Source organism: Rothia terrae (assembly GCF_014705925.2).
Taxonomy (GTDB): domain Bacteria; phylum Actinomycetota; class Actinomycetes; order Actinomycetales; family Micrococcaceae; genus Rothia; species Rothia terrae.
Genome location: NZ_CP061539.1, coordinates 1,126,555 through 1,141,725, shown reverse-complemented (window position 1 = coordinate 1,141,725; position 15,171 = coordinate 1,126,555). Strand labels below are relative to the sequence as shown.

The window sequence follows — 15,171 nt, the reverse complement described above, 5'->3', positions numbered from 1 at the left end:
CTACCCGTCTATAGTACAGATGTTTTTGGGGTTTTTCATATTTTCGCTGGCCGCTATTTCACGGGTGTCAGAGTTATAACCGGCCTGAGCTGAACTGATTTAGATTACGAGATCAAACACTGATTGACGCCTGCGTGTTCTCAGCACCCTGCGGGTTGCTGGGTCAAGGAACAAAAGATAACTGGCGTAAGCGATTGAGATGATAGCTGCAATCAGTCGCGCCATGTTGGTATCGAAATCATCAAGGTAGGGCGATACGGATAGCTGATCCGCAATAGCGTAAATCATGAAGAACAGGGTGGTCAGGAAGTAAAAATCAAGCTGATGCCCGGTGCGAATACCGGCTACCGCAATGAGCGGGATAAACCACAGCAGGTACCAGGACTGAATCATGGGGCTAAACAGAACCACGCACCCTAAGGCAAAACCTGCACGCTTAATCAGATGTTTGTCTTTGCCTACAAACATCAGCAGAGTTGCAAGGACCATGCCAATGAGCTTGCCAAATGACCCAATATGCTCACGAATTTCTGCCGACGGAACATCAAGGGTGTTATGGGCCCAAATTCCACCAATCCACGCTACAAATCCAACCGGTGCGTACCAAATGTACTGCCCTTCAGTGGTTGAAAGCGCGCCAATCCAGCCGAACCCTAGACCATTCATCCACCCCATCAAAGCCATTTCAGCAATAAAAATCAGACCAGAAATTGCCCAGAAGATAAACCGGCGCATCCAGTTGGCACCGCGTCCGGCCCAGAGCAGCCCGATAAAGGGAAGAACGACGATAGCAATGGGTTTAACCGCGACCGCCAAGGTAACCAGAGTGACACCGCTGATACCGCCAGCCCAGTTTCGCCAGCGAGCAGCATAGTAGATGCCAGCAATCATGAAGCCAGTCATCAAAGCATCATTGTGACCGGCCGTCACAAACTGCGCGATAAACAGCGGATTAGCCACCACAAGCCACAGCGCTCGCGTGGGATTAATATCATGCAAACGGGCAAGTTTAGGCACATAAACAGCAATGAGCAGACAGCCAGCAACAGCCAGACCCCGCAGCATATAGATACCAGCATCCACATTGCTACCAGCGAGAGTAGCCACCAATTCTGCTAGCCACAAGAACACAGGACCATAAGGTGGTGGGGACTGGGCCCACATAGGGTCGGCGCCATACTGAAAAAATCCACTCACAGAGCTGACCCCGAACTCATAGGGGTTCAGACCGGATTGCATGACGCGTCCCTGCGCGAAATAGGAAAATATATCGCGGCTAAAAAGGGGGAAGGCAATGAGCTGAGGTAGAGACCACGCGATGATGGCAGCCCATGTCCATTTTTTGCTGGATGCGTCCCAGAGCGGCATTTTCTGCGACAAACGTAGCCATTCACGGCACATCATCATGCCACCCACAGCAACCATAATGACTGAGGCGACAAGCCCTTTCACGCTGTATCTCAGCGGGATTATCCACTCGATACTGTTCAGCGGCGACGCCGATGCCAGCCACCCCACACCAAATGACCCAAACATCATCAACAACGAACCTATGGTTCCGAAGACGATGGTGCGAAGTGGGCTGCCGGTGACATAGTTGAGATGGCTTGGGTTATAGCGATGCGACGATCCGCCTTTTTTCACCCTTGTGCTTTTGACTTTCATAAAGCTCCTATGAGCCAGTTATAACTCTTAACTTTTCAAGTCTATCTGGGTGTTTTTGTTAGCTTCGCATCCTTATGAGCCGAGGGCTAACTTTCTCACTATTTTTTCAGTTACGCTCTGGGATCACACGGTTCTTTGGTTTGGCTTTTATTGGGGGTATGTTGAAAACATGAGTGTTTCTAACGAACGAATTGTATGGATTGACTGCGAGATGACCGGACTCTCGCTGGAAAATGATGCGCTGATTGAGGTTGCCGCACTGGTGACAGACGCTGAGCTCAACATTTTGGGCGACGGAGTTGATGTGGTTATCAAACCCTCAGCCCAAGCGGTGGATCATATGAATGATTTTGTGCGCAATATGCACACTGAATCCGGCTTGATTAATGAGCTGGACGCGGGCCTGAGCATGAAAGACGCCCAGAAGCAGGTTCTTGATTACATCAAGAGCTATGTACCCGAAGCAGGCAAAGCGCAGCTCGCCGGTAATTCGATTGGCACCGATAAGACTTTCTTGGTGCGCGATATGCCTGAGTTGATTGATTACCTGCACTACCGCGTCATTGATGTTTCAACTATCAAGGAGCTCTCCCGTCGCTGGTTCCCCAAGGCTTTGTGGAATGCTCCTGCTAAAACCGGCAATCATCGAGCTTTGGGTGATATTCGCGATTCCATTGATGAGTTGCGTTACTACCGTGAAACTGTTTTCGTCGAAGCTCCGGGCCCAGACAGTGAGACTTCTCAGAAAATTGCACGAAAAATCGCTGAAACTCGGCAGGAACTTAGTTCCTAGGTTGCCACTTCTCTCAGCACTTTTTACCTAGTGAGCGCAATCACGATAAAAATGGCCTGTTTCGATTTTGCAAATACCGCCAACCTTCGGTAGAGTATTACTCGCTGCCAAACGCAAAAGAAAAGAAATTTTCAACAGTGTTTTAGCAGATATGGTGGTCGTAGCTCAGTCGGCAGAGCGCCTGGTTGTGGTCCAGGAGGTCGCGGGTTCAACCCCCGTCGATCACCCCGAAGAAAAGGGTCGTTATGGCAGTAGCCATAACGACCCTTTTGTTTTAACTTATTCAGTGCCCTTGAGGATTTAGCTTAGAGGCACACAGACTTTAGTATTCACCGAGGCTTCATCGCATGACTATTCTTCCCATCGTTATTCACGGCAACCCGGTTCTGCACCAGCCTGCTAAGGCTGTCACCGAGATCACGGACGAGCTCAAAACTCTGATTGCCGATATGTATGAGACCATGGATGCTTCTCACGGCGTGGGCTTGGCTGCACCGCAGGTGGGTGTTGGTTTGCGTCTGTTCACTTATGTGTTTGAGAATTCAGATGGTGTAGCTCCTCGCGGATGCATTATTAATCCCGTGTTGACCGTCGGCAAAATTTCAGCAGCTGATCCTGATGATGACGAAGAAGAGGGTTGTCTCTCTTTCCCTGGTTACGGTTTTCCGCTGAAGCGAGCTGAGTGGGTCACTGTCTCGGGTATGAATGAGCACGGTGAACCGGTGAAGTTTGATGCGACGGGTTGGTTCGCTCGCGTGATGCAGCATGAGACTGATCATTTGGACGGCAAACTGTATGTTAATCGTTTGAACAAGAAGTGGTCGGCTCGAGCCAAGAAGGTTGTTAAGAAAGAAGGCTGGACCGTGGATGGTAATTCATGGACCCCTGGTGTTGACCCTGATCCGTTTGGTCACTAGACGACCCAGTGTGCGCGTGGTGTGCAACGCCTTTGCTTTTCCTGCGGGTAAGGCAAAGGGGTTGCACATTTTTTATAGGTGCTAAGGCCAGAAGAATAAACGCCCTGCAACTCCCCTGCCTAATCTGACTACGTTTCGCCCGGAGTTACCAGAAAAGCATCATTGTGACCATGTAAACGTCAAAGTACTCCCTATTGTGCGCCGTTTTTGGTGTTTATGTGGTCACCTTGGCTGGGAGGGATGTGAGCGAGGAAAAAGTCTTTGAGGGTAGAGCGCGCAGCGCCGGCTCATCGCTTCGATTTCAATAACACGTGTTCTTCATTTGAGGTGAAATGAGGCAAGTACAGTGACTGCAAACGGGCTGGTGTTGGCGTGAATCGCCATGTGAGAAAAGCGAGGCCGGGCGAGAAGGATTGTTAGCTGCCGCTGTGCATGCTCAGGGCACTAAAACGCCAAAGACGAACCTTGATAAAAACTTAAAGATAAAAAGAACGCGGGAGAACCGATGAGCCGGGTTCTGTCGCCACCTTGTGAGTGGGGGCAATCATCCATCTAGGCGCCTCATTGCTGAGGCGCTCAAGCGGCCTACCCGAGCATTTGGGCGCACTACCCTCTGGCATGCTCTATTTGACCTTGCTCCGGATGGGGTTTACCGAGCTGCCGTGGTCGCCCACGGCACTGGTGGTCTCTTACACCACCTTTTCACCCTTACCCAGCTATGTGGGCGGTTTGTTTTCTGTGGCACTGGCCTGCAGGTTGCCCTGAGTGGATGTTATCCACCATCCTGTGCTGTGGAGCCCGGACTTTCCTCGAGACGTACCTTACGTAGCGTCGCGCGATTGCCTGCTTCTCCCGCGTCCGCGCTCTACTTTACTACATGTTGGTTAGAGTGGTTGTATGAAGATTTTGTTGCCTCCGTCTGAGGGTAAGGCTGCTGCTGTTGCTGGTGGGCCTGTTGAGTTGGGCGATTTGAGTTTTGCGTTTTTGTCGGATGCTCGTGAGCGGGTTGCGGATGTGCTGGCTGAGGTGAGTGCGTCTGAGGGTGCTTTTGATGTGCTGAAGGTGGGGGCATCTTTGGGTGCTGAGGTTGAGCGTAATACTCGTGTGTGGGATGAGCCTGCGTGGGAGGCGTGGCGTGTGTATACGGGTGTGTTGTTTGAGGCTTTGGATGTTGGTTCATTGTCTGCGCAGGAATTTGAGCGCGCGGTGGAGTCTATTGTGGTTGTTTCTGCCTTGTGGGGTGCTGTCAGGTTGGATGATGCCATTCCTGCGTATCGTTTGTCTATGGGCGTGAAGCTGCCGGGGGTGGGTTCTCTTGCGACGTTTTGGAAGGCTGAGTTGGGGCGTCTCAATGAGCTGATGTCTGATGAGCTTTTTGTGGATTGTCGCTCGGCTGCGTATGCGAAGGCGTGGGTTACTCCTGCAGTGAAGACGGTGCAGGTTCGAGTGGAGAAGTTGTTAGCTGATGGCTCTCGTAAGGTTGTCTCTCATATGGCTAAGCATTATCGCTGGGAACTTGCTCGTTTTTTGGTGACGGAGAATCTTACGCATATCGCTGAGCCGCGGCAGCTTTTTGATGCTGTGCAGCGTTGTTGGCAGGCTGAGTTGGTAGAACCAACGGAGAAAAAACCGGGCGTTCTGACGCTGATTATTCCTGAAGGCTAGAAAAAGGGCAGAAAATAACGGGCGATGATTCTATTGATTCATCGCCCGTTGATTTTAGGATGCGGTGCTAGCGGATCCTGCGCACTCCCCCGTTGAGACTCTGAAGTCCCAGGGATCTGAGTTCGTGGTGAGCACTTGGGTTTCTATCGCGAAGCCGCGCGCGGCTAATTCTTCTTTCAGTTTTTGGGCGCCGGTGTTGAGCCACACCCATTCCGAGGCGAAATGTGAGCAGTCAATGAGATACGGCTTTCCGCCCTCTATCAGGGCTTGTTCACGGAGTTCTGATGCGGGGTGGTGTCTAAGATCAGCTGTAATGAATACGTCTGCGTTCGCTTTTTTGACGAGTGAGAAAAGTGAATCACCGGATCCACCGCACACAGCGATGGTTTGGACGCGGTCAGCTGGGTTGCCAGCGACGCGCAGACCGCCTGCTGTGGCAGGTAGCACGCTTGCCAGCTTCTCTGCGAGCTCTTTCAAGGTGATAGGCTCGCTGAGTTCGCCGACGCGTCCGATACCAACCGAGTGTGTTGCCCCGTCGATGGTTTGGGTTTTATCGCCATCGAGCGAGGTGGATTCAGTAATCCCCAGCGCAAGCATCAAAGCCGAATTAACACCGTCAACGGCTGAGTCAGCGTTGGTGTGAGCACCGAGCAAGGCGCACTTATTTTCAATCAAGGTATGGATGATGTTGCCCTTATAGTCTGTATCGGGCAAAAATTTTGCACCGCGTAACAGGAGCGGGTGATGCGTTATTAGCAGATCTGATGACAGTACGATCGCCTCGTGCACGGTGGCTTGAATAGCGTCCACCGCAAAGCTCACGGTACGCACGGGGGCGCTCAGACGTCCTACCACTAACCCAGAAGCATCCCAGTCTTCTTGCAGGTTTGCAGGATATAAATGTTCAAAAGCGTCCATGACATCGGCTAATGTCGGTGTTTTCAGTTCGGTAGTCATGCTTTTTAGTCTAGTTGCTCACGCATACTGACTGGTGCACCGCTCCCCCAGGAATAAATACTAAGCCCCATTAGTTATAGGTAAAAACGAAAACTTTCTACAACGAAAGAAGCGAAGATGAAAAGTTTTGTTGTTGGTGGCGGTTGTTTCTGGTGTATCAATGCGGTCTATCGCCAAATCAAGGGCGTCACTGCGAGCATTAGTGGTTACGCTGGAGGACATACCGAGAACCCCGACTATCAGTCCGTATGCACCGGCACCACCGGTCATTATGAGGTAGTTAAAGTAGAGTTTGATGAAACCGTGATTGATGAAGATACGGTTCTGGATATCTTCTTCACCTCGCACAACCCCACCAGCTGGGACCGTCAAGGTCACGATGCTGGCTCTCAGTATCGCTCAGCATTGCTCTATACAAATTCCGATGAAAAAGAGGTCTTTGAACGGGCTAAAGAGCGAGCTCAAAGCATTTGGGACGAGGAAATCGTAACTGTTATCGAGCCGCTTGAAACTTTCTACGAGGCTGAGGAATATCACCAGGATTACTATGCTCGTAATCCTTTTGCGGGTTACTGCCAGGCAATCATTAACCCCAAGGTCAGCGCAGCCCGCCGCAATTTTGCGCAGTATCTCAAGTAGAAATCTCCATGATGTGCGCTAACGGTGAACTGTTTACGAAATATTTCTTTTCCAGCCCTGGCACGTCATAAATCTTCTAAGCTTGATAACAAACCACCCCATAATTTTTGACTATTGAAAGGCTAAAACGTTGAGCAAGATGTACAACAACGTCACCGAAGTTATTGGCGGCACTCCCATTGTTCGCCTCAATACTCTCGACAAAGACCTTCCCGGCAATGTTGCTGTAAAGCTCGAATTCTACAACCCTGCTAACTCGGTCAAGGATCGCATCGGTGCGGCCATTATTGACGCTGCTGAAGAAGCTGGCGCACTGAAGCCCGGCGGCACCATTGTTGAAGGCACCTCAGGCAACACCGGTATCGCTCTGGCTATGGTCGGCGCTGCACGCGGCTACAAGGTCGTTCTCACCATGCCCGAGACCATGTCAACCGAACGACGCGTCATGCTCCGCGCATTCGGTGCAGAAATTGTTCTGACCCCCGGTGCCGAAGGTATGCGAGGAGCGGTCGAGAAGGCTAAGGAAATTGTTGAGAATACCGAGAACGCAATCCTTGCATCTCAGTTCGAGAACGAGGCAAACCCCCGCATCCACTACAAGACCACTGGCCCCGAAATCTGGGAAGACACCGATGGTAAGGTAGATATCTTCGTTGCCGGCATCGGTACGGGTGGCACCATCAGCGGTGCGGGTAAGTACCTCAAGGAACAGAAGTCAGATCTCAAGATTGTTGCTGTTGAGCCTAAGGACTCGCCCCTTCTGACTGAAGGCAAGGCTGGCCCCCACAAGATTCAGGGTCTGGGTGCTAACTTCATTCCCGGTATCTTGGACCGTGAGATTTATGATTCAGTTTCAGCTGTTACCACTGAAAACGCTGTTAACACTGCCCGTGCTCTCGGCGCGCAGGAAGGCATCCTGGGCGGCATCTCAGCAGGCGCAGCAGTTTGGGCAGCTCTTGAAGAAGCTAAGAAGTCAGAGAACACTGACAAATTGATTGTTGCGATTGTTCCCGACTTCGGTGAGCGTTACATTTCAACCGTTCTTTACGAAGATATCCGCGGCTAATATGCCCACTGTTACGAGGTGGCTCCGTCGAGAAAATCTCGATGGAGCCACTTTTTTATGCGAGACGGGAATAGTTAAAGTTCTCTGCTACGTTGTAATAAGCAGACTATGACACAGCCCATACCATCTATAAGGGGAACAAAGGTGAGCTTTCTTTCACGTCTTCGTGAGGATATTGCAACGGTGCGAGCGCACGATCCCGCAGCGCGCGGCGACCTTGAGATTATCGTCAACTATTCAGGCATGCATGCGATATGGTCCCATCGCCTAGCTCATCAACTGTGGCAAAATCCTTCAACAAAAACCGTGGCGCGTACGCTCTCGCAGTTCACTAGGTTTTTGACCGGTATCGAGATTCACCCGGGCGCAACTGTTGGTCGAAGGTTCTTCATTGATCACGGCATGGGTATTGTGATTGGTGAGACCGCTGAGATTGGTGATGACGTTATGCTTTATCACGGTGTCACGTTGGGTGGACGTTCCCTGGAAAAGGTCAAGCGCCACCCCACGGTCGGTAACCGAGTCACTATTGGTGCCGGTGCAAAAGTTTTAGGCCCCGTATATATCGGCGATGACTCGGCCATTGGCGCTAACGCTGTGGTTGTTCACGACCACCCGGCAGATTCTATTATTACCGGTATTCCTGCGTCTTCGCGTCCTCGCACACCGGAGAAGAAGAAGCCGTTGGTCGACGCAGTCGAGTACATTGATCCTGCAATGTGGATCTAGAAACTTATAAAAAATCGGTGGCATCTTTACAGATGCCACCGATTTTTTGATTGCTGATGTCCAGCGATTTACTTAATGAACGTGAGCGTCCTCTGCGTTTACTTCACGAAGATCATCGCTCCACATGACGTGGTAGTCGCCCTCAGCATCTACACGCTTGTAGGTGTGTGCGCCGAAGTAGTCTCGCTGACCCTGGATGAGGGCAGCGGGCAGTCGGTCACGACGCAGAGCATCGTAGTAAGCCAGTGATGATGAGAAAACAGGTACGGGAATACCCAGTGCTACTGCCTTTGAGATCACGCGACGCCATGAAGGAACGAGCTCTTCCATGAGCTTATTGAAAGCCGGTGCAAGAAGCATATTCGCAGGAGCTTCGTCCTTGTATGCTTCCATGATTTCAGCCAGAAGTTCTGCACGAATGATGCAACCTTCTCGCCACAAGCTAGCAATGGTATCGAGCTTCAGATCCCAGCCGTATTCCTTACCCGCAATGGAGAGCATATCCATACCCTGCGCGTAAGAAACAAGCTTAGATGCGAACAGAGCACGACGAACGTCTTCCACGAATTCGGGGTCAGCAGTTGCTACGCCAGTGGTCGCGATGAGACCATCAGTGAATCCTTTTTGTGCCTGCTCACGAGCAGCTGAGTTAGATGAAGACAGAGCACGCGCGAAGACAGACTCTGCGATGCCGGTAATGGGAGCACCCAAATCCAGTGCGCTTTGAACGGTCCAGCGACCGGTGCCCTTCTGACCAGCCTGATCGACAATAACGTCGATGAAAGGCTTACCGGTCTTCGAATCAACCTGAGCCAAAACTTCAGCGGTGATTTCAATGAGGTAAGAGCTTAGCTCGGTGGTATTCCACTGCTTGAAGATCTCTGCCTGCTCAGCCGGTTCAATATTGGCAACGGAACGCATGAGGTCATAGGCTTCGCCGATAACCTGCATGTCAGCGTACTCAATACCGTTGTGAACCATCTTTACAAAGTGGCCAGCGCCGTCGGTTGAAATCCATGCGCAGCACGGTGAGCCATCCTCAGCCTTGGCAGCGATTTTCTCAAGCATGGGTCCAACAGACTCATAGGACTTAGCTGAACCACCGGGCATGATTGAAGGGCCATTAAGAGCACCTTCTTCACCACCTGAGACGCCAACGCCCACAAAGTGCAGACCTTTTTCGGCAAGATCTTTTTCGCGGCGGATGGTATCTGGGAAGTGTGAGTTACCGCCATCAATAATGATATCGTCCTTATCGAGCAACGGTACAAGCTGATCGATGACAGCATCTACAGGGCCGCCAGCTTTAACCATCACAAGGATGCGACGCGGAGATTCCAGCGAATCAACGAGTTCCTGCAGGGTTTCAGTGCGAATAAAATCGCCCTCTGAACCGTGTGCTTCGAGCAAAGCGTCGGTCTTTTCAGAAGAACGGTTATGCAACGCTACAGTGTAACCGTTACGAGCCAGGTTACGGGCGAGATTGGCACCCATAACAGCCAGACCAGTTACACCGATTTGCGCCTTACGATTAGTATTATTTTCAGCCATACCTCTAAGATTACGCGGTTGGGCTGACCTTTGTCTTTTTTTGAGTTCAATTTCTCGAACCGTGAATCTCGATGAAGTCGCTGAGAATCTCAGAAATCTGAGGCTTGACCTATTCTGGTCGGTCGTTAAATAAAACCCATAACGCTGCTGCACCGATGACCAGGGCAATCAGGGCAAAAACAGACCATAGAATCACCATCATTCCCTGTGCAATAAAGAAAATGGAAATCAGAAACCACACCGCGGAGAGAAAAACAGCGGTGAAATTTCGGGGCTTAGAGGTGCGCATAGCTCGTCCCTTCATTGAAAAAGAAGATACAAAAAAGCCCCGCCTAAGCGGGGCTAATTTGTGGGTCCTACCGGGATCGAACCGATGACATCCACGGTGTAAACGTGGCGCTCTACCAGCTGAGCTAAAGACCCGAGGCAATGAATGCCTGAGCAAAACCAAAGAAGTTTTGCAGTGGGTCCTACCGGGATCGAACCGATGACATCCACGGTGTAAACGTGGCGCTCTACCAGCTGAGCTAAAGACCCAAAACCTAATTGGTGAAGCCGTTTTCTCTCGGCTACAGATAAATACTATACACAGACTTAAATACTCTCGCAAATCGAAATGAAGTGTTCTGCATTACACCTCAAAATGCCCAGCTACTAAGTACCAGACAGGACATTTAGAGGCTTATACATAGAGGCTTATTCAAAAGTAAGAGCACACCCCACACCCACCAACTAGACAACGGCCCCACCAGCGGCAAAAATATGAGCGTTAAATCTCTACAAATAACCTCAAGCCATACCGGAAGAACCGTTGCAACACCAGCGTACAACCGGCCTCACCGCCACGCAATTCACCACGCTCCTCACAGCCCTCACCCACCACCTCACCTGGGCAAAACCAAGCGGAAGACCACCAGCCCTCACCCAAACCCAAGCCCTCAAAATCACCTTGCTCTACCACCGCCACAACCTCACCGAAGAACTCCTCGCAGAACTTTTTACCGTCTCACAACCGACGGTTTCACGAGCTATCAACACCATTGAGAGGGCACTGGAGAAAATCCTCACCCCACTGAATCGCCCTCTGGGCGAAAGCCTCAAAGCACCAGGATCCTTGGTCATCGACGGAACCCTGATACCCACATGGAATTGGCGTTCACTAGGTAAAACAAACTTCTCAGGCAAGCATAAACGTGCTGGTTTCAACCACCAAGTTATCTGCACCCTAGGTGGTAGGCTCCTGGCAATTACCGACCCCTTACCCGGAGCGAGGCATGATGCTTACGCTTTTAGAGCCCATGGACTTGATCAGTTATTAGACTCTTCGACTCTGGCTGATAAGGGTTATGTTGGTCTGGGGTTAGCCACCCCGGTCAAGCGTAAGCCTGGACAGCGGTTTAATGCTGAAGTGAAGAGGAATAATCGGCTGCTCAATCGCCTGAGGTCAGTGGTGGAGCGGGTCATCGCTCACATTAAGACCTGGCGGGTTCTGCACATGGGTTTCAGACGGCCGTTGAGCTCGTATCAGCGGGTGTTCTCGGTAGTTCGCGGGTTGGTGTTTTTGGCGGCTGGTGGGACTTTTGAATAAGCCTCATAAAGGGTCCGAAGCCGCAAAGAAAATCAACCCACGCACCACCGCAAACACCCGCCCATAAACATCCAAGGGCCGCCTAAACCCCGTATGCAAAACACGCCACGTCTTGATATTCCCAATCACCCGCTCCACCACCGACCGCAAGCCATTAATCACACGATTATTATCCTTGACTGCCTTGGGCATCTTCACCCCAGATCTACGCTTAACCGGCGTCAATAACCCCAGCCCCACATAACCCTTATCAGCCAGGGTAGTATCATCTAGATACCTCTCCAATCCATGCATCCGGAAAGCATAAGCATCATGCCGCGCACCCGGCAAAGAATCAGTAATAGCCAACAGTTTCCCATCAATGGTGCAGATGATCTGATGATTAAAACCAGCTTTCTTATGCTGACCAGAGAAGTTTGTTTCCCTTGTGAGCGCCAATTCCAGGTGAGGATCAGTGTCCCATCAATGACCAGTGAACCAGGTACTTCCAGTGCTTTTTCCAGAGGTTGCACAACCGGTTGGAGAACCTTATCTAAAGTTTTCTCGATGAGGTTGATGGTTCTGGAAACCGTGGGCTGGGAGATGCTGAAAATATAGGCGAGGAAGTCTTCGGTGAGGTTATATCGGTGGTAGAGCAGCGTTATTTTCAGGGCTTGGGTCAGGGTGAGTCTGCGTGGTTTTGTATCTGGTTTTCTCCAGGTGAGGTAGTTATTTAGAGCGGTGAGGAGCGTGGTGAATTGCTGGGGGTTGAGTCCGGTTATATGCTGGTGGGGCAACGGTTCCTCCGGTGCGGTGTTGAGAGTATTTGTGGTTATTTATCCTCATTGTTGCCGTGTGGTGGGGCCGTTGTCTAGTTGGTGGGTTTTACCCCTTATGAATAAGCCTCATAATAGATTCTTGACCCTATAGCATTTTATTTTTCTATCGAATATGATATATGATTCATTATGAAGTCTATGGACTTCAATGTAGTGACAAAAATCCTATGAACGACCAATCCATGGCATAAAGAGTAACCCCTCAGGGGCCGTTGAGTTCTTATTCGCGGGTGTTTGCGGTAGTGCGGACACTGATTTTCTTTGCTACTTCGGACTCCTTGTGAGTAAGCCTCTATAGGGAAATATTTGAAAATATTTTATTTAGACATTCACATCTAAATAAAAACAAAAATTTCTAAATTTCATGAAGAATTTACCCAAAGAAGAAAATGGTGGACTATGCAGATGCCAAGGGGGTCTGCAACCAACCAGTAGGGATGGTATAAGAAAATCCATTAGCGGTGGTATAGGATCCCAAGAGGCGGGTCCAGAAATAGCGGCGATAGAAAACATCTTGATTGAAACAGGTTGTATTGTTCCACCTGATAGAAGTAGTCATGGGGCTATCTGGCCAAGGAACGGAACGATCAGATGATTGTCCGATGTTCGAACCAATCCAGTTGAAAGTAAAGACATCCCATAGATAACCGTCACCGTTAATGTTTTGATTTCGGACGACAGTTGGGTTAGCCCAGCTACCGCTAGTAACAACGATGGAGGAAACCAAGCCTGCAGGGAGAGCTATCTGCTGACGGAAATTAGACAAAGTCACAGTGGTCTGAGGTGCACCATTTACTGGAGGCACAGCAAAGCCAGCAGCCGCAGTTCCTCCGGCTCGCTGGTTAGTCCACAGACCCATATCAGTAACCAGACGCTGATCGGCAGCGCACCTTGCTGATTGACTAAAAATTAGTCGCCCAAACCAAGATGCAGAAATTGAGTAGCGCGGACGGGAAGCGGCATAAGCAGGAATGGAAGCAGACGCGACTACTATAGGGGCAGCCCATGCGGCCCCTTTAGTGAGGGAGCGGCGAGTGAATGAGGGGGACATATTTTTCCTTTGGGCGTTGTGGTAAGAAAATTCAAAGAAGAATTTTGTAGAATCCATTGACTTCGATATATAAAATTACTTTCTTCTCGAATAAGTAATAATTGTAAGAAGGCATAAAATTCCAAATGAATCTTTCTAATTTCACCTTATATTATGCTAACCATAAATTTTTTTCAAGTATATTTCGAGTTATTCTATGAGGCTTATTTCATAAGGGGGCCGAAGCCGCAAAGAAAAACAACGCCCGCACCATAGAAAACACCCGCCACGTCTTGATCTGAGTAATAACCCGCTCAACCACTGAACTTAGTCGATTAACTCGACGGTTATTCTACCTCACCGCTGACCTCACCTTCACTCCTGGCTTCCGTTTAGGCGCAGTCAATAACCCTAACCCGATGTAACCCATTCTCTGCCAGAGTGGACTCATCTAAGAACCTTTCGAGCTGGTGAAAACGAAAAGCATAAACATCGTGTCTAGCCCCCGGGCAACGGGGCGGTAATAGCCAATTATTTTCCATGTAGCGTACAGCTCACTTGATGATTGAATCTTGCACGATGGTGTTTACCCGAAAACAATATTTTCCCTTGTGTAGCCCAGTTCCATACCGCCATCAGTGTCCCATCGACCACGAGTGAATCAGGAACTTTGCTGAGAGATTCCAGGCCTGCAGTTTTCAGTTCAGGTAATTGAAGCAGAGCACTTTCGATGCGATGGATAGTGCTGGAAATCGTAGCTTGAGAGGTTTCAAATATATCGGCGAGAAGCTCTTCTGTGAGGTTGTGAGGTAGATAGAGAAGGATGATTTTTAGAGCTTGGTTCAGGGATAGTTTTCGTGGTCTAATAGTTGGTTTGTTTCAGGTGAGGTTCTTCTGCAGGGCTGTTGTGAGGGTGGGGAATAACTCGGCAGTGAGCCCGGTTGTACGCTGATTGTGCAACGGTATTTTCCGGTATGGCTTGAGGTTATTTGTAGTGATTTAATCATCTTATTTTCGCTGCTGGTGGGGTTGTTGTCTCTTGGCGGCGGGGTGTTGGTTTTTACCCTTTATGAATAAGCCTCTTAGACCCTCAACATTTGCGAGCATCACGCCAGCCATACAACCACAAGACCTCCCCCAATAACTCCCAGAAAGAAAAAGAGGCACCCGCATCGGCAGGTGCCTCTTTATGCCTTAAAGTCAGACGATGCAAGCTTTCACTATTTTTTCATCATCAAACGGGTAGCTGCCCAATCCTCAGATACAGCCGCCGGCTTTGTCACATGCAGGCCCGCCACAGGAGCGGCTTCCTGGATATCCGCAGGAGATACATATCCCTCACGTCCTGACTTAGGAGTCAGCAGCCAGACAACACCCTCATCATCAAGATCAGACAAAACATCCATGAGTCCATCGACAAGGTCACCGTCTTCTTCGCGCCACCACAAAAGAATTCCGTCAACCACCTCATGTTCATCCTCATCTAGAAGATCTGAATTAATGAGATCCTCTAATGCGTCACGAACTTCGAAGTCAACATCTTCGTCGTAACCGAATTCCTGGACGAGATCCCCGTCCTTGAAACCAAGTTGGACAACCGCTTCCTGTGCGGTGGTCTTGGTCTCGCTCACTGATAGCCTCCCAAGAGTTGGATGGAGAACAACCGTAATGTTGCCCTCACTATAGGTTTCACAGCCATTCATCAGCTGTGCGTGAATCACAGAATTCACTCTCCGCTACCAAGAGAACACAG

General features: G+C 50.1%; 16 protein-coding genes, 3 tRNA genes and 1 other RNA gene. 8 read left to right on the top strand and 12 right to left on the bottom strand.

From position 1 onward, the window contains the following. Positions 1-99: 99 nt before the first annotated feature. Complete coding sequence (gene mptB / locus IDM49_RS05300) at positions 100-1,644, bottom strand: polyprenol phosphomannose-dependent alpha 1,6 mannosyltransferase MptB (protein ID WP_190725270.1); 1,545 nt, start codon at positions 1,642-1,644, stop codon at positions 100-102. A 190-nt stretch (positions 1,645-1,834) separates the two neighbouring features. On the opposite strand from mptB, the gene orn reads away from it, so the two are divergent. From orn to def, 3 genes are all read left to right on the top strand, one after another. Then, on the top strand, positions 1,835-2,458 hold the full coding sequence (orn, locus tag IDM49_RS05295; protein WP_190725269.1) for an oligoribonuclease: 624 nt from the start codon (positions 1,835-1,837) through the stop codon (positions 2,456-2,458). Positions 2,459-2,612: 154 nt separating this feature from the next. Next, positions 2,613-2,685 (top strand) — tRNA-His (locus IDM49_RS05290). 120 nt (positions 2,686-2,805) lie between these two features. Beyond that, positions 2,806-3,375 carry a peptide deformylase gene (gene def / locus IDM49_RS05285; protein WP_168615295.1) on the top strand — a complete coding sequence of 190 codons (570 nt, stop codon included), beginning with the start codon at positions 2,806-2,808 and terminating at the stop codon, positions 3,373-3,375. A 490-nt stretch (positions 3,376-3,865) separates the two neighbouring features. Here def and rnpB read toward each other — a convergent pair. Beyond that, positions 3,866-4,230: RNase P RNA component class A (gene rnpB, locus IDM49_RS05280), an RNA gene on the bottom strand. A gap of 42 nt (positions 4,231-4,272) precedes the next feature. Here rnpB and IDM49_RS05275 point away from each other — a divergent pair. Continuing rightward, positions 4,273-5,040, top strand: a complete 768-nt coding sequence (locus IDM49_RS05275; protein ID WP_190725268.1) for a YaaA family protein — start codon at positions 4,273-4,275, stop codon at positions 5,038-5,040. Positions 5,041-5,094: 54 nt separating this feature from the next. Here the strand turns inward: IDM49_RS05275 and IDM49_RS05270 are convergent, their stop codons facing one another. Continuing rightward, the gene (locus tag IDM49_RS05270; protein ID WP_190725267.1) at positions 5,095-5,997 is read right to left on the bottom strand and encodes a Nif3-like dinuclear metal center hexameric protein; all 903 of its coding nucleotides are present in this window, start codon (positions 5,995-5,997) and stop codon (positions 5,095-5,097) included. A 117-nt stretch (positions 5,998-6,114) separates the two neighbouring features. Here IDM49_RS05270 and msrA point away from each other — a divergent pair, with 117 nt between their 5' ends. The 3 genes from msrA to epsC all read left to right on the top strand — a co-directional run bounded on the left by msrA (position 6,115) and on the right by epsC (position 8,431). Further along, complete coding sequence (gene msrA, locus IDM49_RS05265; RefSeq protein ID WP_190725266.1) at positions 6,115-6,636, top strand: peptide-methionine (S)-S-oxide reductase MsrA; 522 nt, start codon at positions 6,115-6,117, stop codon at positions 6,634-6,636. A gap of 139 nt (positions 6,637-6,775) precedes the next feature. Then, positions 6,776-7,702 carry a cysteine synthase A gene (cysK, locus tag IDM49_RS05260; protein WP_190725428.1) on the top strand — a complete coding sequence of 309 codons (927 nt, stop codon included), beginning with the start codon at positions 6,776-6,778 and terminating at the stop codon, positions 7,700-7,702. 144 nt (positions 7,703-7,846) lie between these two features. Continuing rightward, positions 7,847-8,431, top strand: coding sequence for a serine O-acetyltransferase EpsC (epsC, locus tag IDM49_RS05255; protein WP_168615300.1), 585 nt, complete (start codon positions 7,847-7,849; stop codon positions 8,429-8,431). A 72-nt stretch (positions 8,432-8,503) separates the two neighbouring features. Here the strand turns inward: epsC and gndA are convergent, their stop codons facing one another. The 4 genes from gndA to IDM49_RS05235 form a co-directional block, all read right to left on the bottom strand. Then, positions 8,504-9,982 carry an NADP-dependent phosphogluconate dehydrogenase gene (gene gndA / locus IDM49_RS05250; RefSeq protein WP_190725265.1) on the bottom strand — a complete coding sequence of 493 codons (1,479 nt, stop codon included), beginning with the start codon at positions 9,980-9,982 and terminating at the stop codon, positions 8,504-8,506. Between the two features lie 109 nt (positions 9,983-10,091). Continuing rightward, positions 10,092-10,271 (bottom strand): hypothetical protein, encoded by a 180-nt coding sequence (locus IDM49_RS05245; RefSeq protein WP_190725264.1) that lies wholly within the window; start codon positions 10,269-10,271, stop codon positions 10,092-10,094. Positions 10,272-10,332: 61 nt separating this feature from the next. Then, a tRNA-Val gene (locus IDM49_RS05240) sits at positions 10,333-10,405 on the bottom strand. 41 nt (positions 10,406-10,446) lie between these two features. After that, positions 10,447-10,519 (bottom strand) — tRNA-Val (locus IDM49_RS05235). 274 nt (positions 10,520-10,793) lie between these two features. Here IDM49_RS05235 and IDM49_RS05230 point away from each other — a divergent pair. After that, the gene (locus IDM49_RS05230; RefSeq protein WP_190724528.1) at positions 10,794-11,570 is read left to right on the top strand and encodes a transposase family protein; all 777 of its coding nucleotides are present in this window, start codon (positions 10,794-10,796) and stop codon (positions 11,568-11,570) included. Between the two features lie 3 nt (positions 11,571-11,573). Here the strand turns inward: IDM49_RS05230 and IDM49_RS12550 are convergent, their stop codons facing one another. From IDM49_RS12550 to IDM49_RS05210, 5 genes are all read right to left on the bottom strand, one after another. Beyond that, the gene (locus tag IDM49_RS12550) at positions 11,574-11,942 is read right to left on the bottom strand and encodes a transposase family protein (protein ID WP_403215262.1); all 369 of its coding nucleotides are present in this window, start codon (positions 11,940-11,942) and stop codon (positions 11,574-11,576) included. After that, a complete protein-coding gene (locus IDM49_RS05225) occupies positions 11,840-12,346 on the bottom strand; it encodes a transposase family protein (protein ID WP_190725263.1) in 507 nt (168 codons plus the stop codon). The genes IDM49_RS12550 and IDM49_RS05225 overlap by 103 nt, the downstream gene beginning before the upstream one ends. A gap of 439 nt (positions 12,347-12,785) precedes the next feature. Beyond that, positions 12,786-13,439, bottom strand: a complete 654-nt coding sequence (locus IDM49_RS12235) for a hypothetical protein (RefSeq protein WP_228008203.1) — start codon at positions 13,437-13,439, stop codon at positions 12,786-12,788. Positions 13,440-13,949: 510 nt separating this feature from the next. Next, positions 13,950-14,264: a transposase family protein gene (locus IDM49_RS12545; protein WP_210729674.1), complete on the bottom strand. Its 315-nt coding sequence runs from the start codon at positions 14,262-14,264 to the stop codon at positions 13,950-13,952. Positions 14,265-14,638: 374 nt separating this feature from the next. Further along, the gene (locus IDM49_RS05210) at positions 14,639-15,049 is read right to left on the bottom strand and encodes a DUF3052 domain-containing protein (protein ID WP_228008202.1); all 411 of its coding nucleotides are present in this window, start codon (positions 15,047-15,049) and stop codon (positions 14,639-14,641) included. Positions 15,050-15,171 lie beyond the last annotated feature (122 nt).